Origin of the sequence: Adhaeribacter rhizoryzae (genome assembly GCF_008629685.1) — a bacterium.
Lineage (GTDB): Bacteria > Bacteroidota > Bacteroidia > Cytophagales > Hymenobacteraceae > Adhaeribacter > Adhaeribacter rhizoryzae.
Map to the genome: position 1 here is coordinate 86,241 of NZ_VWSF01000004.1, position 26,948 is coordinate 113,188.

The following is a 26,948-nucleotide window of genomic DNA, read 5'->3' on the forward strand; positions in this document are numbered from 1 at the left end:
TCTTTCTCAAAACTAATAATTAGGGTGGCAAAGGCCTGTTTTGAATAACAGGAAAAAATTATGCCAGTTATGCTCCAAGTTTTAAATGTATTTACAAAAATATGGCATTATGTACAAATTTTCCTAAAAAATTAAACTTTAGCTTTATCTGTTTTTGAAATTCGGCAAAACCGTTTACCTTTGGCGGCATAATGAGCAACCGCAAAAGAAATATTCCCTCTATCGTATCTACCGAAGGATTTCCCGGCAGCCCAGCCTCTTTTTTGCATTGCTTTTACCATCATCATTCCTGCCACGAGGAATAATAAACTATACTCAAAATCTCCTTACGGGATTATTCCTCTTTTTTAAGCACAACATTCGTGTTTGGGTTATATCTTTGACAATATTTTATAATACATGATCCGTTTAGCTATTCAAAAGTCCGGCCGGTTAAGTGAAGATTCTTTAAACCTGATTCGGGAGTGCGGCATTTCTTTTATCAACAGTTCGCTTAAATTAAAAACCGAGGCTACTAATTTTCCGCTCGAAATATTATTCCTGCGGGACGATGACATTCCGGGCTATGTGGCCGACGGCGTAGCCGATATTGGCATTGTGGGTGAAAACGTTTTGGTAGAAGAAGGAAAACAGCAATTGTCTATTCAGAAGCTTGGTTTTTCTAAGTGCCGTTTATCTATTGCTGTTCCCAAAGCGGCGGAGTACCGCAATATTCAGGATTTACAAGATAAAAACCTGGCTACTTCTTATCCTAATTTATTACAAGCTTATTTAGACGAACAAGGCGTAAAAGCCCATATTCATACCATTAGCGGCTCGGTAGAAATTGCACCCAGTATAGGGTTGGCCGATGCCATCTGCGATATTGTGAGTTCTGGCAGTACTTTAATCAGCAACGGGTTACGCGAAGTAGAAAGTGTTTTCCGGTCCGAAGCAGTTCTAATCTCAAACCAGGAATTATCGGCTGAAAAAACCAGAATTCTAAATCAACTGGTGTTCCGGATTCAATCGGTACGTAAGGCCCAAAAGGCTAAATATATTTTGCTGAATGCGCCCAACGAGGCAATCCCTACCATAAAATCATTGTTGCCCGGCATGAAAGCACCGTCTATTCTGCCGTTGGCCGAAGAAGGTTGGAGTTCGGTGCACTCGGTGGTAAACGAAGACGATTTCTGGGAAATCATAGAAAAATTAAGAGAAGCCGGTGCCCAGGGAATTCTGGTAGTTCCGATTGAAAAAATGATTTTATGATCCGGAAAAAACTTTATCCTGCTCCGGCCGAATGGCCCGCCCTGACGCAGCGACCGGTTCAGCAACTAGCCGCTATTGAGCCCGCCATCCAAGCCATTTTTGACCAGGTAAAAGCCGAAGGAGATGCCGGGGTTAAGGCACTTACTCAAAAATTTGATGGCGTAAGCCTAACTGATTTATGGGTTACGGATGCTGAAATTATTGCTGCCGGTAACTTGGTGCCAACAGCTTTACAAACGGCCATTCAGGAAGCAGCGCAAAATATTAAAGCTTTTCATGAGCAGCAACGCGAGCCAATCCGGAAAGTTGAAACTGTAAACGGTGTTACTTGCTGGCGCAAAAGTGTTCCCATTGATAAAGTAGGTTTGTATATTCCGGGTGGTTCGGCCCCCTTGTTTTCTACGCTTTTGATGCTGGGTATTCCGGCCCAACTGGCAGGTTGCCGCAGTATTATTTTATGCACGCCCCCGGCCAAAGATGGCTCCGTTCACCCGGCAATATTATATACTGCTCATTTATTAGGTATTAACCGCATTTTAAAAGTGGGCGGCGCGCAGGCCATTGCGGCTTTGGCTTTTGGTACCGAAAATATTCCGGCCGTTCACAAAATATTTGGTCCGGGCAACCAATACGTAACAGTAGCTAAACAATTAGTAGGCAAACTGGGAGTAGCCATTGATATGCCGGCCGGTCCTTCCGAAGTATTGGTAATGGCAGATGCAACCGCTAACCCGGCTTTTGTAGCTGCCGATTTACTCTCGCAAGCCGAACACGGACCAGACTCGCAGGTAATATTGTTATCTGATTCGGAAGGTTTAATTCAGAAAGTAGAAGTAGAGTTGGAAACCCAATTAGCCGTTTTGCCTCGGCGGGAAGTAGCTCAAAAAGCACTAAATAATAGTTTAGGGGTGGTTTTAGCCGATGTAAACCAAATGCTGGCCTTTTCGGATTTATACGCGCCGGAGCATTTAATATTGGCCGTAAAAAATTATGAGCAGGTAGCCGATAAAGTAATGAATGCCGGTTCGGTGTTTTTAGGTAATTACAGTTCCGAATCTTTTGGGGACTATGCTTCCGGTACCAACCACACATTGCCTACCAATGGTTTTGCCCGGGCTTACAGCGGCGTTTCGCTGGATAGCTTTGTGAAGAAAATTACTTTTCAGGAAATATCGGCGGCGGGTTTGCAGCAGTTAGGCAATACCGTAGAAACTATGGCGGCTGCCGAAGGTTTAGATGCCCATAAAAATGCAGTCTCCATCCGGTTAAAGCAATTAGAAAGTTTATAAATATTATGTTTGATATAAAAACACTATTGCGGTCTAATATTCTGGCCATGAAACCTTACTCTTCGGCCCGCGATGAGTTCGAAGGCGAAGCCAGCATATACATTGATGCCAACGAGAATAACCTGGGCAGCCTGGCCCAAAACCAATCTTTTAACCGTTACCCGGACCCTTACCAGCGGAAATTAAAAGCTAAAATTGCGCTGATTAAAGCCGTGGAGCCCAACCAAATATTCCTGGGCAACGGCAGCGACGAAGCCATCGATTTATTAATCCGGCTGGTTTGCAAACCGGGTCACGATGAAATATTAACTTTTGGCCCTACTTACGGCATGTACGATGTGGCCGCCAACCTGAACGATATTTTTCTCCGGCACATTGGTCTCGACGAAAATTTTCAGGTTCAAATCAGCAAACTGCAAGGGCAGATTCATGCCAACACCAAAATAATATTTTTGTGCTCGCCCAACAACCCAACCGGTAACCTGATTAACCCCAAAAGCATTGAATATATTTTGCGGAACTTTGCCGGTTTGGTGGTAGTGGACGAAGCTTATATTGATTTTGCCAATGCAGAAAGCTGGACCACACGCCTGGCCGAGTTTCCGAACTTGGTGGTGCTCCAAACTTTTTCCAAAGCCTGGGGCATGGCGGCGGTACGTTTAGGAATGGCCTTTGCCTCTGTGGAGATTATTAATTTCCTGAACAAAATTAAGCCACCTTATAATATAAGCGAAGCTACCCAACTGATTGCCCTGGAAGCCCTGCAACGCGCCGACTTATTACCCGGCATGATTTCCGAAATAAATCATGGCCGCGAATATTTGCAGGAAGCCTTAAAAGAAGTACCGGTGGTTCAGAAAATATATCCTTCTGATGCCAACTTCTTACTTATTCAGGTGACGGATGCAAATAAGATATATGATTATTTGCTGCAGAAAGGCATAGTGGTACGCAACCGCACCAACCAGCTTAATTGTTATAATTGCCTGCGGGTTTCAGTTGGCACCGCTACCGAAAACAAAGCCCTGGTAGAAGCTTTAAAAGCTTACGGAGAAAAAGATTTAGTTAAATAAATAATGACTAGTAAAAAGAAAGTTTTATTTATCGACCGGGATGGTACCATCCTGTTAGAGCCACCTACCGATTTTCAGGTTGATTCTTTCGAGAAGTTTAGTTTTTACCCCGGCGTTATCCGCAACTTATATAAAATACAAACTGAGCTGGATTACGATTTTGTAATGGTTACGAACCAGGACGGCTTAGGCACCAGCTCTTATCCCGAAGAAACTTTCTGGCCGTACCAAAACAAAATGCTCGAAATATTGGAAGGCGAAGGCATAACTTTCAGCAATATTCACATCGACCGGAGTTTTGAGCACGAAAATTTGCCTACCCGCAAGCCAGCTATTGGCATGTTAGAAGCTTATTTTGCCGAAACTTACGATTTAGCTAATTCATACGTAATCGGCGATCGTTTAACGGATATTCAATTAGCCGAAAACCTGGGGGCCAAAAGTATATTTTTAGGTAAAAGTGCCGATGATCGGGCAGCACTTACCACTACCTCCTGGGACGAAATATACCAGTTTCTGCGGTTACCTGACCGTACTGCTGCAGTAATCCGGAACACCAACGAAACCAAAATAAAAGTAAACCTGAACCTCGACGGCAAAGGCCATATGCAAATTCATACTGGTTTGGGATTCTTCGACCACATGTTGGAGCAGCTGAGTAAACACTCCGGCGCTGATATGGAAATTCAAGTGCAAGGCGATTTGCACATCGACGAACACCATACCATTGAAGACACGGCTATTGCTCTGGGCGAAGCTTTCGGTCAGGCTTTAGGAAATAAGATGGGCATCAGCCGGTATGGGTATTTATTGCCCATGGATGATGTACTGGCTCAGGTAGCGATTGATTTTTCTGGTCGGCCGTGGTTAGTTTGGGATGCCGAGTTTAAACGTGAAAAAGTTGGCGATATGCCCACCGAAATGTTTTACCACTTCTTCAAATCGTTTAGTGATGCCGCCAAGTGCAACCTGAATGTAAAAGCCGAAGGCGCTAACGAGCACCATAAAATAGAAGCTATCTTTAAAGCCGTTGCCAAATCCATTAAAATGGCCGTCGCCCGCGATGTTACCAATATGGCTTTGCCCAGTACCAAAGGAGTTTTGTAATTTAGTAATTAGTAGTTAGTAATTAGTTATTAGTTTTGGTTCAGGAAAATATCAAAACTAATTTCTAATCACTAACTGCCAGCAAATTAGGGTTAGTAATTAGTTTTTAGTTCTTTCCCAGAGAAATAATAAAACTAACTACTAATAGCTAACTACTAACAACTTAAATATGAACGTAGTTATTATTGATTATAAAGGAGGCAATGTGCAGTCGGTGCGGTTTGCGCTGGAGCGCTTAGGTGTGCAGGCTACTTTAACCGAAGATCGCGAGACTATTCAGCAGGCCGACAAAGTAATATTTCCGGGAGAAGGCGAAGCCAATTCGGCCATGCGCCAACTAAAAGCCGACGGTTTAGATAAAATTATTCCTACGCTTAAGCAGCCTTTTCTGGGTATTTGCCTGGGCATGCAACTTATGTGCCGCCACAGCGAAGAAAATGATACGCCCATGCTAAATATTATTCCTTTGGATGTAAAGCGTTTCCAAACCGATTTGAAGGTGCCGCACATGGGCTGGAACAATATTTATAACTTGAAAAGCCCTTTAATGAAAGGGCTAAACGAGCAGGATTACGTTTACTTTGTGCATAGCTACCACGTTCCCCAAAGTGAACATACGATTGCGGCCGCCGATTATCCGGCACCATTTAGTGCGGCCGTACAATACCAGAATTTTTACGCCGTGCAATTTCACGCCGAAAAGAGCGGCCCCACCGGTACTAAAATCCTGCAGAACTTTTTAGATTTATGATGCGAATTATTCCGGCCATCGATATTATAAGCGGCCAATGTGTGCGCCTCACCGAGGGCGATTTTAGTCAGCAGAAAACTTACGACAGCAACCCGGTAGAAGTAGCCAGGCGTTTTGAAGGAGAAGGTATTACCCACCTGCACTTAGTAGATTTAGATGGCGCCCGCGCCCGTAAACCCGTAAACTTAGCCGTTTTGGAAGCGATTGCTCATGCTACCAACTTAGATATTGATTTTGGCGGTGGTATTCAATCGCAGGACGCCATTGAACAAGCATTTTCGGCGGGTGCCGGCCACATCACGGCTGGCAGTATTGCCGTGCGCGAACCCGAGACAGTTACCCAATGGCTAGAAAAGTATGGTACCGACCGCATTTACATTGGGGCCGATTTCCGCGATAATACCATTTCCATTAACGCCTGGGCCGATCAGTCGGATGTTACGGTTACCGATTTTGTTTCGGATTACCTGGCTAAAGGCGGCAGCACCTTTATTTGCACCGATGTTAGTAAAGACGGTAAATTGCAGGGGCCGGCTACTGCTACCTATACCAACCTGGTAAAAACTTTCCCCGGTGCTAAAATAATAGCCAGCGGCGGCGTAACCACCATGCAGGATTTAGAAGAACTGCAGGCGGCAGGTTTGTTCGGGGCCATTATTGGCAAAGCCATTTACGAAGGCACCATTACCTTGCCGGAATTAAAAAGATTTGTATGTTAACCAAACGCATTATTCCTTGCCTCGACATAAAAAATGGCCGCACGGTTAAAGGCATTATGTTCGAGAATATTCGGGATGCCGGTGATCCGGTAGAACTGGGGGCTGAGTATGCGCGCCAAGGAGCCGACGAATTGGTGTTTCTGGATATAACCGCCACCAACGAAGAGCGCAAAACGTTTGCGGCATTGGTCCGGGATATTGCCCGCCACCTGGATATACCTTTTACGGTGGGCGGCGGCATTAGCTGCATTGCCGATGTAGAGTTGCTGTTGCAGGAAGGTGCCGATAAAGTTTCTGTTAATTCGGCGGCAATAAAAACCCCAGAACTGGTAAACGAACTGGCCAAACGCTTCGGCAGCCAATGCATTACCGTGGCCATAGACACCAAATTAACCGCGCAAGGCTGGAAAGTATTTAGCCGGGCCGGCACCGTTGAAACACCTTACGAAACCGTAGACTGGGCCAAAAAAATAACTGATTTAGGAGCCGGCGAAATATTACTAACCTCCATGAGCAACGATGGTACCAAAAACGGCTTTGCCTTGGATATTACCGGTGCCGTTTCTAAGCAGGTAACTATTCCGGTTATTGCTTCCGGCGGAGCTGGTTCCGTAGAGCATTTCTCCGAAGTTTTCCAGCAAGCTCAGGCCGATGCAGCTTTAGCCGCCAGTATTTTTCATTTCGGCGAAATAGAAATACCTTTCCTAAAAAAATACCTGGCGGACCAAAATCTTCCAATACGCTTATGAATTTAGATTTTCAAAAATCAGGCGGCCTTATTCCGGCCATCATTCAGGATAATACCACCGGGCAAGTTTTAATGCTGGGTTACTTAAACGAAGAAGCCTTGGCCCAAACGCAACGGGAAAAAGTAGTTACATTCTTTTCACGCACTAAAAACCGCCTCTGGACCAAAGGTGAAACTTCTGGTAATTATTTAAACGTGGTTAGCATTCAGCAGGATTGCGACCAAGACACGTTGCTGATTAAAGTAAATCCGGTTGGGCCGGTTTGCCATACCGGGGCTGCTACCTGTTTCACCGACCAAAAAGAAGTTTTTCCGGTAGGTAATGGTAGCGCTTTGTTCCTGGAATATTTAGAAAATTTAATTCAGGATCGTAAAAATAATCCTTCCGAAAATTCTTACACCCATTCGCTATTCCAAAGAGGCATTCAAAAAATGGCTCAGAAAGTAGGAGAAGAGGCCGTAGAAGTAGTAATAGATGCTGTTGCCGGCAATAAAGAACCCATGAAAGGCGAAGCGGCCGATTTGCTTTACCATTTGCTGGTATTGTTAGCCGGTTCCGACATGAAACTCAGCGATGTAATTCATGTGCTGGAAGAAAGACATAAAAAGTAAACTGCGGTTAAACTGTTAATATTGCGTCTATCTATCGTGGCATTTAGTTTTTCTTAATATTTAAACTTTCAGTTATATAAAACAGGCTTAGACAATGTTATTTCTAAGCCTGTTTTCTTTTTACATAGTTTTATTATTTATGTTAAACAGAACGGTGCTTTTGGGCTTGTTCCCGGTATTTTAAAATAAGCAAATTGGCAATATCATCTACGGGGTAGTTGTCGTAGAGCAGGTAATGGTTAACAATGCCATCGATGGTGGCAAACAAAAGTTTAGCTTCCAAGCCCGGAAAGGGTATACCGGCATTAAATAAATTTTCCTCTATTTTTCTCTGAATTAGCTCGTTCTCGGCTTTTATTTCGGTTTCCAGTTTCTGCATTACCGGCGATTGCATCCGGATGCTGTGCACGAGTTTCCAATAAGGTCGGTTCTGTTTTAACGTTTTAAATGTTAACCGAATATGATTTTCAATATCGTTCTGCGGATTTTTATCGTTGTCCGGTGCCAGGGTAGCATGTATATCCTGGCGGCCTAATCGGAATATTTCTTTTAATAACTCATCTTTACCCGCATAATAATTATACAGTAAACCCAACGAAATATTTGCTTTCTGGGCAATCATCCGGATAGATGTTTTTTCAAAGCCATGCTCCGCAAATAAGATTAATGCCGCTTCCTGAATCTGCTGCTTACTCTTCTCTCTTTTTATGTCAAAAGCTGTTTTCATTTATGAATGAACGTTTGTTCAATAAATTTAATTAAAATATTTCCTCTTTCCAAACCTAGTATCTAAAATCATATATTTTATGCTGCGTTTATTTTAAAATATTGTATGTCAATTAATTAAAGAACCTTTATTTCTTAATTTAACCAAAAATTTATTTCTTTTATAATATAGATAACACCTCTTAATCCTAAAACAATCAGGGTTTTGCGTGGTTATACCGCCATAACAAATGCAAATGTGTTTATGGAAACTTACCTGCGCGATTTAGGAAAACCGGTGGTGGAAGATGTTAAAATGGAAATTCTTAAATTTTGTATTACGGCCCGGAATAAGGAAGAAATATTGAAATTTATTAACGTGGAAGTTAAACCTTACCATGTTCGCAAATATATTACCCGGTTGGTGAGCGATCGGTTTTTGCAATTTACCGTTGGCAATAATCCCCGTTCGAATACCCAGCAATACATTATTTCGCGCAAAGGTTTAGCTTACCTGAAATCACTGGAATAGCCGGGAACGTGGTTTACGATTAGCTTATAATTTTCAGATAAACCGAAAGAAGATAAAATAATAACCCTAAGTTATAGGTTAAGATTATAGGGGTAAGGCCAAACTAAAATTGTCGTATGCGTATATATCGCATACTGTACCAGAAAAACAATTTTACGCGCTTGTGTTACCCGTTAAAATACTGAATAAATTAAAAATATTAACCCAACCCGACGATTCTACCTGTGGGCCTACCAGCCTGCACGCGGTTTACCGGTACTTCGACGATGAAATTTCGCTGGAGCAGGTTATTTCGGAAGTCTCTTTTTTAGAGGAAGGTGGAACGCTGGCGGTTTTTCTGGCTTGCCATGCCCTGAAAAGAGGCTACCGGGCTAAAATTTATTCTTACAACCTGCAGGTTTTTGATCCTACCTGGTTTTTGCACCCAGATAAAAACAAGTTAATTCAGAACCTGCGGGAACAATTGCAACACAAAACCGATCCCAAATTACATAATGCCACCCAAGCTTATATCGATTTTTTAGATTTAGGTGGCGAAATTAAGTACGCCGACCTGACCTTATCCTTACTGAAAAATTATTTTAAAAAAGGGGTTCCGGTTTTAACAGGATTAAGCGCGACTTACCTTTATAATTGTGCCCGCGAGCGCGTAAACGAACGCAACGAAAGTATTTACGACGATATTCAGGGCTACCCTTTGGGCCATTTTGTAGTTTTATGTGGCCTGAGCCAGGACGAAAAACACATTATTGTGGCTGACCCTTACCAGGAAAATCCCTTTTTTCAGAATAATTATTACGAAGTTAAAATTAGCCGCCTTTTAAATGCCATCATGCTGGGCATTGTAACGTACGATGCTAATTTATTAGTCATTGAACCGCCCGAATGACCTTAGAAAGATAACATGCGCAAGATTGTAGTGGTCAATAATCCCGAAGATTGGGAGTATAACACAATTGACGAAGTGGAAGTGGTGCTGGCAAAAACCTACCTGACGGATGCTTCTTTTACCGAAATTAAAAACGTCCGAATTTTTAATTTGTGCCGCTCGTACAAATACCAAAGTACCGGTTACTATGTATCGTTACTCGCCGAAGCGCGGGGCCATAAAGCTATTCCCAATGTAACTACCATTCAGGATTTAAAGTCCCAGACCATTGTGCGGGCCATAACCGAGGAGCTAAACGAACTGATTCAGAAAAGTTTATCCCGGCTGAAATCGCGTAATTTTACGTTGAGCATCTATTTTGGGCAGAACGTAGCCAAACAATACGAAAAGCTGAGCAAGCAACTGCACACGTTGTTTCAGGCGCCTTTGCTGCGCGCCCAGTTCGTGTATAACAAAGAGTGGATTTTACAAAGCATCCAGCCCATACCTTTAAACGAGGTGCCGGAAGAACACCAGCGCTACGTCATAAAATTTGCGAAAGCATACTTTGCCAAAAATCGTTTTTCGGGCGTGCGGGCCTCTAAGTCGGTATACGATTTAGCTATTTTGGTGAATCCTGCGGAACAAGCGCCGCCTTCTAACCGGCGGTCCATGGAGCTATTTGTGAGTGCAGCCGAATCTTTGGGGTTTTACGTAGAGTTAATTTCGAAAGACGATTACCGGCGTTTGCCCGAGTTTGATGCTTTGTTTATCCGGGAAACCACTTCGGTAAACCACCATACGTACCGCTTCGCCCGCCGCGCCGAAGCCGACGGTTTAATTTCGATAGATGATGCTACGTCTATTTTGCGGTGTACGAATAAAGTTTATCTGGCCGAATTATTGGCCAAGGCCAAAGTGCCTATTCCCAAAACCATGATCATCCACAAAGACAACCGGTGCCAGGTAGCCAAAGAATTAGGGTTGCCTTGTGTGCTAAAGCGGCCCGACAGTTCGTTTTCGCAGGGCGTGGTTAAAGTAAAAGACGAAGAAAGCCTGCAAGAGCAGTTAAACCAAATGCTGTTAACCTCCGAACTCATCCTCGGGCAGGAATTTATGCCCACCGAATATGACTGGCGCATTGGCATCCTTGATAAACAACCGCTTTACGCCTGCAAATATTTTATGGCCAAAGACCACTGGCAGATTTATAACTGGGACGGCAAAAAAAGCAATAGCACCGGCAACGTAGAAACCTTGCCCATGGAGCAAGTACCTTTTTTTGTGATGCACACGGCCCTGAAAGCCGCTAACTTAATTGGCGATGGTTTATACGGTGTAGATTTAAAAGTTATCGGCGACAAAGCTTACGTGATAGAAGTAAACGATAACCCCAGTATTGATCATGGCTGGGAAGACCAAATTCTGAAAAAAGATTTGTACCTAGCCATTATGAAAAGCATAAAAAGAAGGTTAGATGCTAAAAAGGTAAGTAAGAATGAGTCTGGCTCCTAAACTACAATTGTTCCAGGGGTACGGCGTGGAGCTGGAATACATGATTGTAGATTCGCAAACGCTGCAAGTAAAGCCCATTACGGATAAAGTAATATACGACCAGGTAGGTGCTTATGTATCAGTCGTGGAGTTTGCCGAAATGGCTTGGTCTAACGAACTGGTGCTGCATGTAATTGAACTGAAAACCAATGGCCCAGCCGAAAACCTAACCAATCTGCCAGCCTTATTTCAGGAGCAGGTTAATAATATTAATAAAATATTGCAGCGGTACAATGCGCGTTTGCTGCCTTCGGGCATGCACCCATTTATGAACCCGAATACCGATACCCGCCTCTGGCCGCACGAATATAATGCTGTATACGAAGCGTATAATCGTATTTTTAACTGTCAGGGGCACGGCTGGTCTAATTTGCAAAGTACCCATTTAAATTTGCCTTTTGCTAACGACGAAGAATTTGGCCGCTTGCACGCCGCCATCAGGTTAATACTGCCCCTAATTCCGGCTCTAAGTGCATCCTCACCCGTTTACGACGGCAATATTACTGGCTTTGTAGATTCACGGCTGGAAGTTTACCGGCAGAATCAAATTAAAATTCCGTCTATTGCGGGCAAAGTTATTCCGGAAGCGGTTTTTAGCGCTGCCGATTACGAAGCGCAAATATTAAAACGTATTTACCGCGATATTGCCCCGCACGACCCGGAAGGAATATTGCAGGAAGAATTCTTAAACTCCCGCGGGGCTATTGCTCGATTTGAACGGAATGCCATTGAAATCCGCATTATTGATAACCAGGAATGTCCGGATGCTGATTTAGCTATTCTGTACCTAATTGTAGAAGTTTTAAAATTATTAGTAGCCGAAAAATGGGTTTCGCTGCAGGAACAGAAAAGCTGGTCGGAAGAGGAATTAGCTCCTATATTTCTGGACATAGTGAAGCACGGGCTAGAGGCAAATATTACTAACACCGCTTATTTACGGCTATTTAATTTAAATAATATTTCCGCTTGTAGTGCCGGCCAATTATGGCAACATCTTTTTACAGCAGTTCAGCATACAAACCCAGTGCCTCCGGTGTTTGCTGATGTCATCAACATTATTTTAATTAAAGGTAATTTATCGGAACGCTTGCTGCGGGCTTTGGGCCCGCAACCAACTTTAGAAAAAATCAAGCAAGTTTACCACGAATTAGCTAATTGTCTGGCGCAGGGCAGCATGTTTAAGTTTGAATAATATTCTCCTGAATAAGAATAAGTAAGTTCAAATATTCAATGCCCGTGAATATTTGCGTAAGCAAAATAAAACTTTGATTTTTCGGAACATCAAATATATTTCGGTTAATAACCTAGCCGAGATATATCTATGAAAACTAATTTTATTTGTACTACCTGCGGTGTGCAACAAGCCGCTACCCAAGCGGAGCCCAGTAATTGTATTATTTGTGAAGACGACCGGCAATACGTACACTGGAACGGTCAGCAATGGACTACGCAAGAAGCGCTTCAGCAGGAATATAAAAATATAATATACGCCGTTGAGCCCCAGCTTTACCGGTTGCAGACCGAACCAAAATTTGCTATTGGCCAGAAAGCTTATTTGTTGCAGAGTCCGGGCGGCAATATTCTTTGGGATTGCATTACCTTACTGGATGAAGAAACCAAGCGGCAGATAAGCGCATTGGGCGGCATTAAAGCCATTATTATTTCGCATCCGCATTATTATGCCAGCATGGTAGATTATAGCCTCGCTTTTGGTAATATTCCCATTTACATTCATGCTGCCGATCAACAATGGGTGGTGCGTCCGGACGCGGCAATTAAGTTCTGGAAAGGCACGTACCTGGAATTATGGGACGGTATAAAAGTAATAAATTGCGGTGGTCATTTTCCGGGAGCTTGTGTGCTGCATTGGCCCCATGGCGCCGCTAATAAAGGCATTTTATTATCCGGCGATGCCGTACAGGTAGTTATGGACCGCAAATCGGTATCTTTTATGTACAGCTACCCGAACTTAATTCCGTTGCCAAAATCCGATATATTAAATATTCAAGATTCTTTAGCCGGTTTCAATTTCGAAAAAATTTACGGTGCTTTCGAGCCGCACATTGCCCAAGAGGCCCGCGCTGTTTTCAATCGTTCCATCAGTCGGTATTTACAGATTTTTAAATAATTAGCATCCTCCACAAAACAGAAGCTTCAACACTTTAAAGATATGGGTTGCCAGTAAAGCTTTAAGTTTATGATAAGATTAAAGTAAAGATTTAATAATGCTGTGCTTTTCTACTGCTAAATCTTAACAGACCAACAGCAAAGTAGATTTAAAATATTACATTTATTTATGAATAAAGGCGCGAAAATTTATATCTTACCAAACCAACCTTTTATCCACCACCAATAATTATTTACCTATGACAAAAAGCGTACTTTCCCGCCGAAAATTTCTAAAAGCTGCCACTACCGGTTCGTTAGCTGTTTTAGCCATGCCCACCATTATACCGGCCAGCGCCTTTGGGGCTAACGACCGGATTCGGGTGGCGGTAATTGGCATTAATGGCCGGGGCAAAGACCATATTTCGGGTTTTAAAAAACTGCAGAATGTAGAAGTAGCTGCCCTGTGCGATGTTGATAAAACGGTATTACAGGCTGGTGCTAAAGACTTTGAGAAAAAATACGGCAAGAAAGTAAAAATGGAAGGCGACTTGCGCCGGGTGTACGACGATAAAAATATTGATGCCGTAAGTATTGCCACGCCTAATCACTGGCACGCTTTAGCTGCTATTTGGGCCTGCCAAGCCGGTAAAGATGTTTACTTAGAAAAACCGGCTTCGCACAATTTATTTGAAGGCCGCAAAATTATAGAAGCTACTAATAAATATAATCGCATAGTGCAGCACGGCGTACAATTGCGCAGTTCGGTAGCTATCCGGGAGGCCATTCAGCACCTGCGCAACGGCCTGATTGGCAATGTTTACATGGCACGCGGGGTGGTATTTAAGTGGCGGCCCGATATTGGTGACCAGGGCGTTTCGGCAGCTCCGGCTGAATTAAATTGGGATTTATGGCAGGGACCGGCTGAAGAAAAGCCTTTCAGTAAAAATTACGTGCATTATAACTGGCATTGGTTCTGGAACTATGGCAACGGTGATGTAGGCAACCAAGGTGTACACGAAACCGATTTGTGTCTGTGGGGTTTGGATGTAGGCTTGCCCGAAGTTATTTCGTCTACCGGGGGAAAATATCTCTGGAAAGACTGCAAGGAAACGCCCGAAGTTTTAACTTCTACTTATCATTATCCCAAACAAGGTAAAATGATTCAGTTTGAGGTGCGTCCGTGGATGACGAATAAAGAAGACGGTGTAGAGATTGGCAACTTTTTTTACGGCGACAAAGGCTATATGGTGGTAAATGGCTACAACGATTACAAAACCTTTTTGGGTAAAGAACGCACACCCGGTCCGGCAGGTAAAGCCGGCGGCGACCATTACCAGAATTTTGTTGATGCTGTACGCGCCCGCGATAAAAGCCTGCTGCATGGCCCCATCGAAACTGGTCATTTGGCTTCGGGGCTGGCGCACCTGGGCAATATTTCCTATAGGTTGGGCCGCAGCTTAAATTTCGACCCGGTAAAAGAAGAATTTATAAACGACAATACTGCTAACCTGATGTTGAGCCGGCCTTATCGGGCGCCTTATATAGTGCCCAACGTTGTTTAACCTACTACTGGAACTGTTTTTACTTTTATTGATAAATGATGCTAAGCAAAAGTTTATTGTAAATGTATATGGAGCTCATCTTTGTCATTCAGGAGGAAACTATTTGGCAGATTGCAACATAGTTTCCTCCTGAATGACAAGGGTGGATTGCTTAACCTACTTGTTTTATTATTGTAAACATCAGTTACCAGAGAGTTGTAAAAAATCAAATCAATTATCGAAATAGAGTATATTTAAAGAAATATAAAGAATATTATAGCTATAGTCTCCCGGAAAGGATTTAGAAATAAAGCTTTTTCAGGAGACTATTTTTTTAGAAGAATCAAATAAATATTGCTGCTGGTGGCTGTGGCTCTGATACCTTTTGCATCAGAACCGTATTAGGAAATAAATTAGCCACTAGAAAATATTCCCGGTGGCTAATCTAAAATAGTTAAATCAACGCGAACAGAAGTGGTAGAAAAAGTTAAAAACAAAAGCATTGGAAATAAATTAAAGGAATTAGCTGCCCGTGCCGGTTTAGATGGCTTTTTACTTTCTTTGCTCGGTCTTATAATGTTAGCTTACTTTTGGCCGGATTTGGGCAAGTCAGATGGTCCGTTACCACTCGAATTTATTTCTACTTACGGGGTTGCTTTAATATTTTTCTTTTACGGGTTGCGCCTGAGTCCCGAGAAACTACGCGCAGGCTTAAGCAACTGGCATTTACATGTACTCATACAGGTCACTACTTTTATTTTATTTCCGGGGTTAATTTTAGCTGCAAAAGCTTTGTGGCCCACCCAACCAGCCGCTACAATATGGTTAGGCGCTTTTTACCTGGCTGCGCTGCCTTCTACGGTTTCCTCTTCGGTGGTAATGGTTTCTATTGCCGCCGGTAATTTGCCGGCCGCCATATTTAATGCCAGCATTTCGAGTTTACTCGGTGTTTTTGTAACGCCTCTTTGGATGGGCTGGTACTTGCAGGCCAGTACCGGCGACTTCGAGTTCGGGCCAATATTTGCCAAGCTAACCTTGCAGGTAATATTACCGGTAGCACTCGGCATTGGCTTACACCGGCGCTTTGGTTATTTTGCTGAAAACCACCGGAAAAAGCTGCGTCTCTTCGACCAAACCATTATTTTAATAATTGTATTCAACTCGTTCTGCGAATCTTTTGCCCGCCAATTATTTCGCGATTTTAGCACCACCGATATTTTGGTGCTTGGTTTTTGGTTGGCATTTCTCTTTTTTCTGGTAATGGCCCTGGTTTATTTATTTGGCCGGGCTTTAAACCTAAACCGCGAAAACCAAATAACAGCCTTATTTTGCGGCTCTAAAAAATCGTTGGTGCACGGTACCGTTATGTCAAAAGTGTTGTTTCCAGATGCTGCTATGGCGGGCTTGGTGCTTTTACCCATTATGATTTACCATGCTTTGCAATTAATATTTGCCAGCATATTAGCCCAGCGCATGGCCAAAGTACCGTCTTATGAATAATTAGGGTTGTACCAGGTGCAATGGTTATTTTAAAACACAATCGGGTAGCTTATCTAATTTTAAAAAGTTTCGTAGAACAAAGCATTTTACATACACTTTTAACTATATAAAACTATGGATTTTATTATTAACCTTCTGGTAAGTGCCGGGGTACTTTTATTATTGGCCTATATTATGCCCCAGGTTCATGTAAAAAGTTTTTTAACTGCTTTGTGGGTAGCCTTACTTATTGGTATTTTAAACGCTACAATAGGTTTGTTACTGCGCTTTATTGGTAATTTATTTACCTTGTTCTTGCTTAGTTTTATTATAAAATTAATAGTTACAGCTATTGTAATTAAAATTGCCGATAAACTTACCCGTAATTTTGAGGTAAAAGGATTTTGGCCGGCTTTGGTTATTGCCATTGCTTTAGCTATTGCAAGTACCTTAGTAGATCGTACCCGGGCCGATGAGGATTATGACAATGAAGCTTTCCTGCCAGCTAGACAGGAGCAATTAATCGTTTTAAAGTAGAAAATACAACCTGCAAAAATAGTTAAACCTGCCAGATAATAATGGCAGGTTTTTTTATTCGATTCCGCCGCTAATGCAGACTAGTGCAATCTCGATTAGAGTATAAATTATATTTTCATAATTACTTTATAGATGATTCTGTTGAATAAATCTGGTAAAAATCCTATTTTAGTTCTTTATTTATCTATTAAATTATTTAAATATATTCTATTAAAATAGGTTTATACTACTAAGATAAAAGTTAGCAGAAATTATTTGCTTATTAAGTAAAACTAAAAGTTATATTTTAAGTATATCTACTCAAAAGGAGTAAAAGTTAAACTTAAAGAAGATAACAAATGCCTTTAAATTTACGACTTAAAAAGAAATGTTACGGAACAAAGACCATATATATAATTATTTAATTCAGCCTTCGCACCTGTTTTTAAAACAAGTAGTTAAGATTGTTGAAACAAATCGTTATATCTTAGTTCTGGACCTTCGCAATACAAAAAAGCTTTTTATTCCGGATCATATTATAGAAAATTACGAAAACCGCCTCGAATCTATTCAAAAGGAAGCTTATAAAAGTTCTGAGTACGATGGCGTTAAGTTTATTCTGGTACCCAAACACTAAGTAATTAATATTGCTTGGTGCTTTACTTTTACCCTGGTAGTGTACCTTTTCAATTAGCCTTCCTACTATTTCTGCCTCCTTTTTTGCTGATCCCAATTTTTAATTAAAAATTTCTTTACCGGTAAACAGAATTTGTTTATTCTGTAAAGCAAAGACGCTTAAAATCATAAGTAATTACTAGCCTGTAATGAAGCGTGAGTGCAGGGCCTTTCAAATTTTTTAAATTATTAAATAAAACAAGCGGTTCTTTTAAACAAAATCAAAAGTATTGTAATTTATCCGGTTGCATAGTTTAAAAATTAACAGAAAAGAATAGATTTGTTCGGATTTAACCAAAACACCATGAGTGCTTATACGAATAACACCACCCAGATTTTCCGGACACTGGTTGGGTTTAAATATGAGATGTATAATAGCCTTTTTTCTTCTTTGCCGTTTTACCGCATGGAAAAAACAGGTGTATACTTATCTTTATTTTTGCTGCATTGTGAAGAAGGCTTAAAAAAAGAAGCCAGTCCGGCCGATATTATTAGTTCTTTTTTTAGCCAGTATACTACGTACGGCACCGAAAAAGAGCAGTTAGATTTGTTATTCCGCTTTGTTCAGTTTGCCGAACGACAAGTTGTTTTATTTGATGCCCTGGAAGATGCTGCTTTTAGCCAGATTAACGATATGCAAGGCTTGGGTACACTCAAAAACTTGGAAGCCAATGTGTTACAAAACAAGGCGCATGCTAAACTAAAAGAAAAATTAAAAGATTTTTCGGTGCGGTTGGTGCTTACGGCACATCCTACCCAATTTTACCCCAGCGAGGTATTAGGCATTATTAATGATTTATCTAAAGCGCTGAACAACGATAATACGGCTTTAACTAACTCGTATTTGCAGCAATTAGGTAAAACGCCTTTCTTTAAAAAAGAAAAACCAACGCCTTACGACGAAGCCGTTAACTTAATCTGGTTTTTAGAAAACGTATTTTACAACGCGGCCGGGCAGTTAATGTCTTACCTCAAAAACCAGTTTTCGGAAGCTGTTAATCCCAAACATCCATTAATCCGGATGGGTTTCTGGCCGGGCGGCGACCGGGATGGTAACCCATTTGTAAGCGCCGATACAACATTAAAAGTTTCGGAAGCCCTGCGCGGAGGCATTGTTAAATCTTATTACCTGGAAGTTCGTCGGCTTAAAAAGCGGCTTACTTTTAAAGGAGTGGCCAATTTACTTAGCGATTTAGAACAGCGGCTGTACAATAATTTATTTGTTCCAGGCTACAAAGCCGATTTGAGCAAAGAAGAAATTCAGAATACCTTAATTCAGATAAAAGAAACCATTACCAAATACCACAACGGGCTTTTTATTAACCAGGTCGAAAACCTGCTGAATAAACTGGACTTGTTTGGGCTGTATTTCGCTTCTTTGGATATCCGGCAGGATAGTTCGGTACACAGCCAGGTGCTCGAAAAAATTTCGGAGTTAACGCCGGCGTTGCCATCTAATTACAAGCAATTAACCGAAGCCGAAAAAATAGAGGCTTTAATCCAAATAAAAGAGAAAGTAGATCCGGCAATATTTACCAATGATTTGTACCGCGATACGCTGGAAACAATTGGGGTAATTAAAACCATTCAGAAGTGCAACGGCTCCGAAGGTTGTCATCGGTACATTATTAGTCACAGTACCAATGCCTTAAACATTATGGAGGTTTATGGCTTGTTTTTACTGAGCGGCTGGCAAAAAGATAATTTAAATATTGATATCGTACCCTTATTCGAAACCATCGAAGACTTGAAGAATGCCAGCCAGGTAATGCAAACGCTGTACGAAAACCCTACGTACCGGCGGCATTTGCAAAACCGGCAAAATATTCAAACCATTATGCTGGGCTTCTCGGATGGTACCAAAGACGGCGGCTACCTGATGGCCAACTGGAGTATTTACAAGGCCAAAGAAACTTTAACGAATATTTCTAACCAGTACAATGTAGAAGTTGTATTTTTTGATGGCCGGGGCGGACCACCAGCCCGCGGCGGTGGCAAAACCCACCAGTTTTATGCTTCTATGGGCCGAAATATTGCCAATAAAGAAATTCAGCTTACCATTCAGGGGCAAACTATTAGTTCTAATTTTGGCACTGCCGATGCCGCCCGTTTTAACATAGAGCAGTTAATGCATGCCGGTATTAGCAATGGCTTGGTTTCTGACCGGGAAAATACCCTTACAGAGCAAGAAGAAGATTTGCTGCTTTCTTTAGCTCAGGAAGCTTATGAGGCTTATAAACAGCTCAAAAACCACCCTGACTTTTTGGAATACCTTAATTACGTGAGTCCATTGCGTTATTATGCCGAAGCAAATATTGGTAGCCGGCCTTCTAAACGGAAATCTGGCCAGCTTAACCTCGATGATTTGCGGGCTGTGCCTTATGTAGGCGCCTGGAGCCAGTTGAAACAAAATGTGCCGGGTTATTTTGGCGTAGGAACTGCCTTACAAAGGTTAGAAGCAACCGGACAATGGCAAGCAGTAAAAGAACTCTACAACAGCTCGCTTTTCTTTAAAACTTTGCTCGATAACTGTGAAATGGCTATGAATAAATGCTTTTTCCCGGCCACTGCTTATTTATCTAAGCATCCGAAATACGGTGTGCTCTGGAAAATAATGTACGAAGAGTTTGAACGTACTAAAAAGTACCTGTTGCTTTTATCTGGCGCGAATGAGTTAATGGCCGATAAGCCTATTGACCAATTATCAATTCAATTGCGGCAGCGCATAGAATTGCCTTTAATTACCATTCAGCAATATGCCTTAACCCGAATCCGGGAAATGGAAGAACAGGAACAGCACGAAGGAGATAAGAAAATATACGAAAAACTAGTAATGCGTTGCTCTTTCGGAATAATCAACGCCGAAAGAAATTCTGCTTAATAAAATTTATTATTCCGCTTAAAAGCTCTGTTTCATTTGGAACAGAGCTTTTTTTATGTACCTGCTCTAAAGAGGCTTTTTGCCAACATCTACAAACAAATAACTATTTAATTGCATATCCGGAAAGATTTAAACCTGCTTAGAAATCATTACAGCGTAAAATCTGAAATATATTACATAGGTTAATAGGCTGAAAAGTACCGGAGCTTGCCCAATTAACTAGATTTTGTTTACTTTTTTATAACAACTGCCAATAGAGGCAGGGTAGGGGAGGGGTTAGCATAAGCTTTGAACTAAATTAATCTCCGGGCAGGAAAAATACTTTTGAACGTTCCATTTGCTTTTAGCTGCTCTGCTTAAGCGTAACAAACTACACCCAACCCAACCATCCACTAACTCTCATAATTCATAAAGAATAGTAAATATTTAATTAGATAATTAATACATCGATGCATTCTAATTAATGGAAAGGCTATTAGGGAAGTAGAGAAAGTAATAATACCTGCAAATCCTCAAGTTAGAAGAAACATTTATAGCAATAGATTAATCCCTCAAATAAAACAGCTTTAAGGGCTTGTAAATAAATAAAAATATGTTTAATCAATAAGTATGGATTTACATTATGCAAAGCTTATAAACTTCAATCAATAAAGAGTTTATCTTATAAATAAATATTTAGGATATGGTGAGATTAAATTATTTATAAGGGAGGATTTATCTTATTAAATATTTAACACAATGTTAAACTCTTTTAGTTTGGATGATGTTAATAACAGTAAGTTATCCATAGTTGTAGACAATTGTTGATAAGTGTTGATTATCCAGAATAGAAAAATATTTTAAGTAAGTCTTATATTTGGAAGCAGAGTTCTTATATTTGTTTAAGTAGTTTGGTATTGCTTTAGTTGATACAATTATGCATAAGGAAGAGGTTACTTGTAATGCTTGTGGGACAATTGTTTTTGATAAAGCAATTTTCTGTTATCAGTGCGGCAATCAGGTAAAATGTAAAAATTGCCAGGAAGTATTAGTTGCGGGAGCGCGGCACTGTATTGCTTGTGGCGTACCCGTGCAGGATAACCAGGAGCTAACACCAAAGACTTTTAATAAAATTAAATTTAAAGAAAATGGAGAAGAGCGCCTTTACGAAATAGAATTTACCAATGAAGTAGGGCAGGAAATTAAAGAAGTAGTTGCCGATTTACTTAAAAATAAGCTGGGCGCAAGCCCGGAACCAAAATTATCTTTTACTGAAAATAAGATTGCCAGTAGCCTATCTGTTGCACCACAGGTTAATTCGGTTGCTTTAAGCCAGCGTTCAGAACCAGTAGAGGCTGCTCTCAGAACAGAAAACCCCAAGCCTAAAGAAAATATTACTGTTATTCCGGAATACCCGCACCTGAACGATTTAGAAGTAAAACTGGATTGCCGCGAAAATGAATGGCTTTTAATTTATGCTTTTTATAGTTCGGGTTTTGGCTCCGGTACTTTTACAAAAGATGTTGTTTGGAAGCAGTACAAAGAAAAAAGATTAACCGAAACCCGGTTTAAGAATTTAGGTACTAATTGGAAAAGCCTCTTTAAAAAACATATCTGCACGGTAAAAGAAAATGAATTTAAATTTACGGCCCAAGGCTTAGATAAAGCCAACGAGTTGTTGCTAATGGCAACAAACGGTAGCAAATTTCCAAGCCGCTCGCCCCGTAAATCCGTAATTTTTGCCCAAGCAAATTTAAATAGCCAACGCACCAATCCGGTTTCCCGGAAAACTGCTGCTAATACAATAGAAGCAGATGAATTTGATGTTTATAAAAACGAACATAAAATTTCATTAGAAGAATTTTTTGCCCGCAAAAAGCCTGGTACCGGTAACCCTAACCGGATTGTTACAATTGCTTATTATATAACTAAAATAAACCACCAGGAATATTTTACCGAAGGAAATATTGATTTTGCTTACCGGATATTAAACCTCTCGGGTAAACCAGTACACTTAAAGCAGGTGATCATCAACCTGAAAAATAGCCGTATTTGGTTTCAGAAGGTATTAGACCGGGGTACTAATGGCTGGCGGTTAACACGCCAAGCCGAAATATATGTAGAAGAAAAGCTGCCTGCTAGTAGGTTCTAATATTACTACTAATAAACTTATTTAACATAATATATTGCATAAAGTAATAAATAAAATTTTAAATATTTAGCTAACACTTTTTATAGCTACTCCTCTAAAATAATTTATATATACCTATCATGCTGCCTGATGCTGTTTTTCCAATATTCTTACGGTTACCAATAATTGGCCCACATGGCGTTGGGTGTGTTCGGCGGCATGTACCAGTAAACCCAACACAGTTGAAGGTATTTGGGCGCGGCCTACACCACGGGTTTGGATTAAGGTAGTTTCGTCGGTAGCAATTAGTTGGGCAATGGCTTTATCTACCTGTTGGTAAAATAAAGTAAATAAATCTTGCGTACCGGGGCGCGGTTCAGTGGGTTTTTCTTCGGCGGCCAGGGCCGCTAATTGCGCGTTATTTAAAGACTCCTGGCGGGCATAGGTAAAAAGCCGGTCTAATACTCCGGTTAAATGCTGCAAATGAAAACCGGGGGAAGCTACTCCGCTAGGACGCTCCCACAACAAATTATCCGGAAAATTTTTCAGCAACGCTTCCACTTCTTCGCGGGCCTGCAATAAGGCATGTGCCACCGGTTGTAAAAGGGCAGGTACTTCGGGCAGCGGCCCTCTTAACCATACTTCTAATTTATTTTGTGTTTGTGCTGGTGTTTGCATATAAATTTTTTCAACCGTTTAAGTGTTCCTGATTACGCAATATAATATAAGTTAGTCTGCCCATTATAGCCGCATATACTGTTGCCCGAAGAAGACCTGTTATCTAGATAATAATTCTTCACGGAAATAAAAATCTGGCTATGTACCTCTCTGATTTACAGAACAAGCTATTTTTAATAATTTATTTAAAGCTGATAATTAAGTGTTTACAGTCAAAAAGGCTTCGTTTAACGATAAATTCCGTTGATTAAACTAATATTTTACTTTCTACTTTTCAGAGCATATATTTTTGTTATCAGAATTGCAGGTAGTATTTACTTTTCCTTACAATATTATATCTAACAAACCCTGTTTAAAAACATAATGGCTTTTATTTATTTTGTTTTAATATTATTAGTGGTCGCAAATATTGGAATATTATTTATTGCCCGATTTGTTCTACAACTTACCGCGGCTAAAACCCGTGCTAAGTCTCACCTGAACCCCAATAATCATCAGCCTTTTATCACAAATTAATTCTTTTAATTAAGCTTTTTTGTTTATTAGCATTAAGCTTGTGAGCGCTCCAATTAAAGTAATTGCCTAAGTTTTAATATTTGATGTTACGCAAAAAGGTTAAATTATATAAGTTTAAACAGCTCACACCGGTCATTCAGGCGGAAACTATTTGGTTATCTACTAAATAGTTTCCGCCTGCTTGACAGGTGTGAATTCAAAATACCCCAATTTAATATTCCACTTCTTTTGCGTAACATCAGTTAATATTTACCTTCTTCTATTTACCTTTTTCGCTTTAAGGTCTCAAGCAATTTAGTATTACCAATATTGCTCTTTTTACTTGTTGCTAAAATTAGCAAGCTATTACAGCAGATTATCTGGTACATTACAATATTTCTTTTCCAGCAATTATTTGCCAGCGTATCATTAATTGATATTAATTTCTATTCTAGAATATAGGCAAAGCAACGTACACAATTATAACTTGCCTTTTTGCTATAAATTTTATACGTTAGGTTAAATAACCCACTAAAACAAGTAATTATGGAGTTACTAGTAAATGGTTCAAAACGCAGTAGTAAGGCTTCACCCGAAACAAGTTTACTAAGTGTACTGCGCGATGAGTTTGACTTAACGGGCACCAAATACGGTTGCGGCGAAGGTCAGTGCGGCGCCTGTACGGTTTTACTAGATGGTAAAGCCGTTCGTTCCTGCCGCACTCCCATAAATACCTTACAGGGCAAAAGCATTACAACCATCGAAGGGTTGGAGGTGAAAGGAAAGCTTCACCCGGTGCAGGAAGCCTACTTAAAAGTTGATGTTTTTCAATGCGGGTATTGCGCCTCGGGCATGGTTATGTCTACGGTGGCTTTGCTAAACCAAAATCCTAAACCTACCGAATCGCAAATAATAGATTTTATGAACGGGAATATTTGCCGTTGCGGCACTTACCCCCGGATTGTAACTGCTATAAAAGAAGCCGCCTCCAAAGCTTAATCAATTAGCCATGAAGCCTCAAGAATCAGTAACAGCATTCGTGACCCATGAAACAGAAGAACCAATTGCCACTACCGGGTCAATAATAAGCCGCCGTAAATTTTTTAAATGGCTGGGTAGCGGCTTAGCGGTGGCTTTCGTTTGGCAAGATACAACGGTGTTGGCCTCGCCAGAAAATGCAACTTCTGTAAATAAGAAGAATCCGACCGATCAGATAGGTGCCTGGTTGCATATTGCCGAAGACAACACCATAACTGTTTTTACCGGTAAAGTAGAAGTAGGACAAAATATTAGAACTTCGCTGGCTCAGGTGGTGGCAGAAGAATTGATGGTGCCCGTAGCTGCTATACAAATGGTAATGGGCGATACTGATCAGGTGCCGTACGATGCCGGTACTTTTGGCAGCCGCAGTACACCGGCTATGGGCAGTCAGTTACGTAAAGCCGCTATAGCCGCCCGCGAAGCCATCTTAGAAATGGCCAGCCAGGAGCATAAGATTAATAAAAATAATTTGAAACTGGCCGACGGAAAAATATTGCTGCCGACCGGTAATAAAAAGCTGAGCTACGGCGAAATAGTTAAGGGCAAGCAATTAGTGCAAATTATTCCGGATAATGCAGCAGCCACGCCGGTTAACCAATGGAAAATTTCCGGTACCTCGGTACCGAAAGTAAATGGCCGCGATTTTATTAACGGCCGGCACAAATACGTTTCGGATATGAAGCTGCTAGGCATGTTGTATGGTAAAATATTGCGGCCGCCGGCATTTGGGGCTTCTCTTAAAGCCGTAGATTTAACCGGAGCAAAAAATATAAAAGGGGTAACCGTAGTACACGAAGGCGATTTTGTAGGGGTGGCTGCGCCGGATTTGCCCACGGCTAATCAAGCTATTGCGGCCATTAAAGCCCAATGGAAAACTTCGGCGCAGCCCGCCCGTGCCGAAATATTCACGTACTTAAAAGAAAAAGCCTCCGGCGTACAAACCGGTGGCCGAAATGGTGGCGGCGCCAAAGGCGACCTGAAACAAGGATTAGCAGCTGCCGATAAAACCCTCCAAAATACTTACACCGTTGATTACATTGCGCATGTGCCCATGGAGCCCCGGGCTGCTTTGGCCCAATGGGAAAACGGAAAACTTACCGTCTGGACGGGAACCCAACGGCCTTTTGGTGTGCAAAATGATTTGGCCGAAGCTTTTAAAATTCCGGAAGAACAAGTGCGGGTAATTATGCCCGATACCGGCTCGGCTTACGGTGGCAAGCACACTGGCGAAGCCGCGCTGGAAGCAGCCAAGCTAGCCAAAGTTGCCCAGAAACCGGTAAAACTTACCTGGACGCGAGCAGAAGAATTCACCTGGGCTTATTTCCGGCCGGCCGGCGTAATAGAAGTAAATGCCGGTGTTAAAAATGATGGCACCATAACCGCTTGGGATTTTCATAATTATAATTCCGGTGGAGCCGGTATTCGCATGCCCTACGAGGTAGCCAACCAGCAAATCGCCTATCACCCCTCAGATTCTCCTTTAAACCAGGGCTCTTACCGGGGCTTAGCTTCCGTAGCTAATATTTTTGCGCTGGAAGCCCAGATGAACGATTTAGCGCAATTAGCTAACCTAGATCCATTGGCATTCCGGTTGCAGAACCTGCAGGAGCCTCGTTTGCGCGCAGTTTTCCAAAAGGCAGCCGAAGCATTTGGCTGGGGCAAAAACAAACCACCTAAAGATCATGGTTATGGAATTGCCGGCGGTACTGAAAAAGGCGGCTACACTGCTACCTGCGCCGAAGTGGCCGTAGATCGCAACAGCGGCGAAGTAAAAGTTATCCGTACCACTACTGCTTTTGAATGCGGCGCCATTATTAACCCGGAGCATTTAGATAACCAGATTTTAGGAGCTATTGTGCAGGGTTTGGGCGGTGCTTTGTTCGAAGCTATAGATTTTCAGGATGGTAAAATTTTGAACCCAACCCTTGCCCAGTACCGGGTACCACGTTTTAAAGACACCCCCATTATCCAGATAATTCAGGTAAACCGCCCCGACTTACCTTCGGCGGGCGCGGGCGAAGCGCCCATTGTGGCAATTGCCCCCGCTATCCGGAATGCTATTGTTGATGCGACGGGTGTTAAACTTAAAACTTTGCCTTTAGTACCCCAGGGGCTGGCAGCCCACCTGAAAAAAGCCAGTATACAAAATAAATAAACTCAACTGCAGTATTGCTAACGAACCGAAGAGAAACTTACCAGGCTTAATAATATTTA

Annotated in this window: 24 protein-coding genes; 21 read left to right on the forward strand and 3 right to left on the reverse strand. The window is 41.6% G+C overall.

Annotation, left to right across the window (positions count from 1 at the left end; genetic code table 11):
• Nucleotides 1–131: 131 nt before the first annotated feature.
• On the reverse strand, nucleotides 132–296 hold the full coding sequence (locus F0145_RS26125; RefSeq protein WP_190277488.1) for a hypothetical protein: 165 nt from the start codon (nucleotides 294–296) through the stop codon (nucleotides 132–134).
• A 103-nt stretch (nucleotides 297–399) separates the two neighbouring features.
• Between F0145_RS26125 and hisG the strand changes: the two genes are divergently transcribed.
• The 8 genes from hisG (at nucleotide 400) to hisIE (ending at nucleotide 7,550) form a co-directional block, all read left to right on the forward strand.
• Entirely contained in the window at nucleotides 400–1,251 is an 852-nt protein-coding gene (gene hisG, locus F0145_RS07295) for an ATP phosphoribosyltransferase (RefSeq protein ID WP_150087663.1), read from the forward strand.
• A complete protein-coding gene (gene hisD / locus F0145_RS07300) occupies nucleotides 1,248–2,540 on the forward strand; it encodes a histidinol dehydrogenase (protein WP_150087664.1) in 1,293 nt (430 codons plus the stop codon). Before hisG ends, hisD begins: the two co-directional genes overlap by 4 nt.
• Before the next feature lie 5 nt (nucleotides 2,541–2,545).
• The gene (gene hisC / locus F0145_RS07305) at nucleotides 2,546–3,613 is read left to right on the forward strand and encodes a histidinol-phosphate transaminase (RefSeq protein ID WP_150087665.1); all 1,068 of its coding nucleotides are present in this window, start codon (nucleotides 2,546–2,548) and stop codon (nucleotides 3,611–3,613) included.
• Between the two features lie 3 nt (nucleotides 3,614–3,616).
• Complete coding sequence (gene hisB / locus F0145_RS07310) at nucleotides 3,617–4,720, forward strand: bifunctional histidinol-phosphatase/imidazoleglycerol-phosphate dehydratase HisB (protein WP_150087666.1); 1,104 nt, start codon at nucleotides 3,617–3,619, stop codon at nucleotides 4,718–4,720.
• 169 nt (nucleotides 4,721–4,889) lie between these two features.
• Entirely contained in the window at nucleotides 4,890–5,471 is a 582-nt protein-coding gene (gene hisH, locus F0145_RS07315) for an imidazole glycerol phosphate synthase subunit HisH (protein WP_150087667.1), read from the forward strand.
• Nucleotides 5,468–6,190, forward strand: coding sequence for a 1-(5-phosphoribosyl)-5-[(5-phosphoribosylamino)methylideneamino]imidazole-4-carboxamide isomerase (gene hisA / locus F0145_RS07320; RefSeq protein WP_150087668.1), 723 nt, complete (start codon nucleotides 5,468–5,470; stop codon nucleotides 6,188–6,190). The genes hisH and hisA overlap by 4 nt, the downstream gene beginning before the upstream one ends.
• Nucleotides 6,184–6,939 carry an imidazole glycerol phosphate synthase subunit HisF gene (hisF, locus tag F0145_RS07325; protein WP_150087669.1) on the forward strand — a complete coding sequence of 252 codons (756 nt, stop codon included), beginning with the start codon at nucleotides 6,184–6,186 and terminating at the stop codon, nucleotides 6,937–6,939. Before hisA ends, hisF begins: the two co-directional genes overlap by 7 nt.
• Complete coding sequence (gene hisIE, locus F0145_RS07330) at nucleotides 6,936–7,550, forward strand: bifunctional phosphoribosyl-AMP cyclohydrolase/phosphoribosyl-ATP diphosphatase HisIE (protein WP_150087670.1); 615 nt, start codon at nucleotides 6,936–6,938, stop codon at nucleotides 7,548–7,550. Before hisF ends, hisIE begins: the two co-directional genes overlap by 4 nt.
• Nucleotides 7,551–7,692: 142 nt before the next feature.
• Here the strand turns inward: hisIE and F0145_RS07335 are convergent, their stop codons facing one another.
• The gene (locus tag F0145_RS07335; protein WP_150087671.1) at nucleotides 7,693–8,277 is read right to left on the reverse strand and encodes a TetR/AcrR family transcriptional regulator; all 585 of its coding nucleotides are present in this window, start codon (nucleotides 8,275–8,277) and stop codon (nucleotides 7,693–7,695) included.
• 243 nt (nucleotides 8,278–8,520) lie between these two features.
• Between F0145_RS07335 and F0145_RS07340 the strand changes: the two genes are divergently transcribed.
• From F0145_RS07340 to F0145_RS07390, 11 genes are all read left to right on the forward strand, one after another.
• Entirely contained in the window at nucleotides 8,521–8,787 is a 267-nt protein-coding gene (locus tag F0145_RS07340) for a hypothetical protein (protein WP_150087672.1), read from the forward strand.
• A 163-nt stretch (nucleotides 8,788–8,950) separates the two neighbouring features.
• On the forward strand, nucleotides 8,951–9,676 hold the full coding sequence (locus F0145_RS07345; protein ID WP_223815870.1) for a C39 family peptidase: 726 nt from the start codon (nucleotides 8,951–8,953) through the stop codon (nucleotides 9,674–9,676).
• A gap of 15 nt (nucleotides 9,677–9,691) precedes the next feature.
• Nucleotides 9,692–11,170 (forward strand): RimK family protein, encoded by a 1,479-nt coding sequence (locus tag F0145_RS07350; RefSeq protein WP_150087673.1) that lies wholly within the window; start codon nucleotides 9,692–9,694, stop codon nucleotides 11,168–11,170.
• Complete coding sequence (locus F0145_RS07355; protein WP_150087674.1) at nucleotides 11,154–12,401, forward strand: carboxylate-amine ligase; 1,248 nt, start codon at nucleotides 11,154–11,156, stop codon at nucleotides 12,399–12,401. Before F0145_RS07350 ends, F0145_RS07355 begins: the two co-directional genes overlap by 17 nt.
• 129 nt (nucleotides 12,402–12,530) lie before the next feature.
• A complete protein-coding gene (locus F0145_RS07360; RefSeq protein WP_150087675.1) occupies nucleotides 12,531–13,337 on the forward strand; it encodes an MBL fold metallo-hydrolase in 807 nt (268 codons plus the stop codon).
• A 238-nt stretch (nucleotides 13,338–13,575) separates the two neighbouring features.
• The gene (locus F0145_RS07365; RefSeq protein ID WP_150087676.1) at nucleotides 13,576–14,880 is read left to right on the forward strand and encodes a Gfo/Idh/MocA family protein; all 1,305 of its coding nucleotides are present in this window, start codon (nucleotides 13,576–13,578) and stop codon (nucleotides 14,878–14,880) included.
• A 453-nt stretch (nucleotides 14,881–15,333) separates the two neighbouring features.
• Nucleotides 15,334–16,359, forward strand: coding sequence for a bile acid:sodium symporter family protein (locus F0145_RS07370; RefSeq protein WP_223815872.1), 1,026 nt, complete (start codon nucleotides 15,334–15,336; stop codon nucleotides 16,357–16,359).
• Nucleotides 16,360–16,473: 114 nt separating this feature from the next.
• On the forward strand, nucleotides 16,474–16,875 hold the full coding sequence (locus F0145_RS07375) for a phage holin family protein (RefSeq protein ID WP_150087677.1): 402 nt from the start codon (nucleotides 16,474–16,476) through the stop codon (nucleotides 16,873–16,875).
• Nucleotides 16,876–17,242: 367 nt separating this feature from the next.
• Nucleotides 17,243–17,491 carry a hypothetical protein gene (locus F0145_RS07380; RefSeq protein ID WP_150087678.1) on the forward strand — a complete coding sequence of 83 codons (249 nt, stop codon included), beginning with the start codon at nucleotides 17,243–17,245 and terminating at the stop codon, nucleotides 17,489–17,491.
• Between the two features lie 342 nt (nucleotides 17,492–17,833).
• Nucleotides 17,834–20,410 (forward strand): phosphoenolpyruvate carboxylase, encoded by a 2,577-nt coding sequence (locus F0145_RS07385; RefSeq protein ID WP_150087679.1) that lies wholly within the window; start codon nucleotides 17,834–17,836, stop codon nucleotides 20,408–20,410.
• Between the two features lie 916 nt (nucleotides 20,411–21,326).
• The gene (locus tag F0145_RS07390) at nucleotides 21,327–22,541 is read left to right on the forward strand and encodes a zinc ribbon domain-containing protein (RefSeq protein WP_150087680.1); all 1,215 of its coding nucleotides are present in this window, start codon (nucleotides 21,327–21,329) and stop codon (nucleotides 22,539–22,541) included.
• 117 nt (nucleotides 22,542–22,658) lie between these two features.
• Here the strand turns inward: F0145_RS07390 and F0145_RS07395 are convergent, their stop codons facing one another.
• Nucleotides 22,659–23,198 (reverse strand): DinB family protein, encoded by a 540-nt coding sequence (locus F0145_RS07395; RefSeq protein WP_150087681.1) that lies wholly within the window; start codon nucleotides 23,196–23,198, stop codon nucleotides 22,659–22,661.
• Between the two features lie 1,041 nt (nucleotides 23,199–24,239).
• Here F0145_RS07395 and F0145_RS07400 point away from each other — a divergent pair.
• Nucleotides 24,240–24,692 (forward strand): (2Fe-2S)-binding protein, encoded by a 453-nt coding sequence (locus F0145_RS07400; RefSeq protein WP_150087682.1) that lies wholly within the window; start codon nucleotides 24,240–24,242, stop codon nucleotides 24,690–24,692.
• Nucleotides 24,693–24,702: 10 nt separating this feature from the next.
• The gene (locus F0145_RS07405) at nucleotides 24,703–26,889 is read left to right on the forward strand and encodes a xanthine dehydrogenase family protein molybdopterin-binding subunit (protein ID WP_223815874.1); all 2,187 of its coding nucleotides are present in this window, start codon (nucleotides 24,703–24,705) and stop codon (nucleotides 26,887–26,889) included.
• Nucleotides 26,890–26,948: the final 59 nt, after the last annotated feature.

Coding starts and splice junctions, on each gene's coding strand:
- F0145_RS07335 (WP_150087671.1), bottom strand. CDS start 8,277: ATGAAAACAGCTTTTGACATAAAAAGAGAGAAGAGTAAGCAGCAGATT.
- F0145_RS07390 (WP_150087680.1), top strand. CDS start 21,327: ATGCATAAGGAAGAGGTTACTTGTAATGCTTGTGGGACAATTGTTTTT.
- hisC (WP_150087665.1), top strand. CDS start 2,546: ATGTTTGATATAAAAACACTATTGCGGTCTAATATTCTGGCCATGAAA.
- F0145_RS07385 (WP_150087679.1), top strand. CDS start 17,834: ATGAGTGCTTATACGAATAACACCACCCAGATTTTCCGGACACTGGTT.
- F0145_RS07355 (WP_150087674.1), top strand. CDS start 11,154: ATGAGTCTGGCTCCTAAACTACAATTGTTCCAGGGGTACGGCGTGGAG.
- hisG (WP_150087663.1), top strand. CDS start 400: ATGATCCGTTTAGCTATTCAAAAGTCCGGCCGGTTAAGTGAAGATTCT.
- F0145_RS07375 (WP_150087677.1), top strand. CDS start 16,474: ATGGATTTTATTATTAACCTTCTGGTAAGTGCCGGGGTACTTTTATTA.
- F0145_RS07395 (WP_150087681.1), bottom strand. CDS start 23,198: ATGCAAACACCAGCACAAACACAAAATAAATTAGAAGTATGGTTAAGA.
- hisA (WP_150087668.1), top strand. CDS start 5,468: ATGATGCGAATTATTCCGGCCATCGATATTATAAGCGGCCAATGTGTG.
- F0145_RS07360 (WP_150087675.1), top strand. CDS start 12,531: ATGAAAACTAATTTTATTTGTACTACCTGCGGTGTGCAACAAGCCGCT.
- hisH (WP_150087667.1), top strand. CDS start 4,890: ATGAACGTAGTTATTATTGATTATAAAGGAGGCAATGTGCAGTCGGTG.
- F0145_RS07350 (WP_150087673.1), top strand. CDS start 9,692: ATGCGCAAGATTGTAGTGGTCAATAATCCCGAAGATTGGGAGTATAAC.
- F0145_RS07365 (WP_150087676.1), top strand. CDS start 13,576: ATGACAAAAAGCGTACTTTCCCGCCGAAAATTTCTAAAAGCTGCCACT.
- F0145_RS07340 (WP_150087672.1), top strand. CDS start 8,521: ATGGAAACTTACCTGCGCGATTTAGGAAAACCGGTGGTGGAAGATGTT.
- F0145_RS07380 (WP_150087678.1), top strand. CDS start 17,243: ATGTTACGGAACAAAGACCATATATATAATTATTTAATTCAGCCTTCG.
- hisIE (WP_150087670.1), top strand. CDS start 6,936: ATGAATTTAGATTTTCAAAAATCAGGCGGCCTTATTCCGGCCATCATT.
- hisB (WP_150087666.1), top strand. CDS start 3,617: ATGACTAGTAAAAAGAAAGTTTTATTTATCGACCGGGATGGTACCATC.
- hisD (WP_150087664.1), top strand. CDS start 1,248: ATGATCCGGAAAAAACTTTATCCTGCTCCGGCCGAATGGCCCGCCCTG.
- F0145_RS07400 (WP_150087682.1), top strand. CDS start 24,240: ATGGAGTTACTAGTAAATGGTTCAAAACGCAGTAGTAAGGCTTCACCC.
- F0145_RS07405 (WP_223815874.1), top strand. CDS start 24,703: ATGAAGCCTCAAGAATCAGTAACAGCATTCGTGACCCATGAAACAGAA.
- hisF (WP_150087669.1), top strand. CDS start 6,184: ATGTTAACCAAACGCATTATTCCTTGCCTCGACATAAAAAATGGCCGC.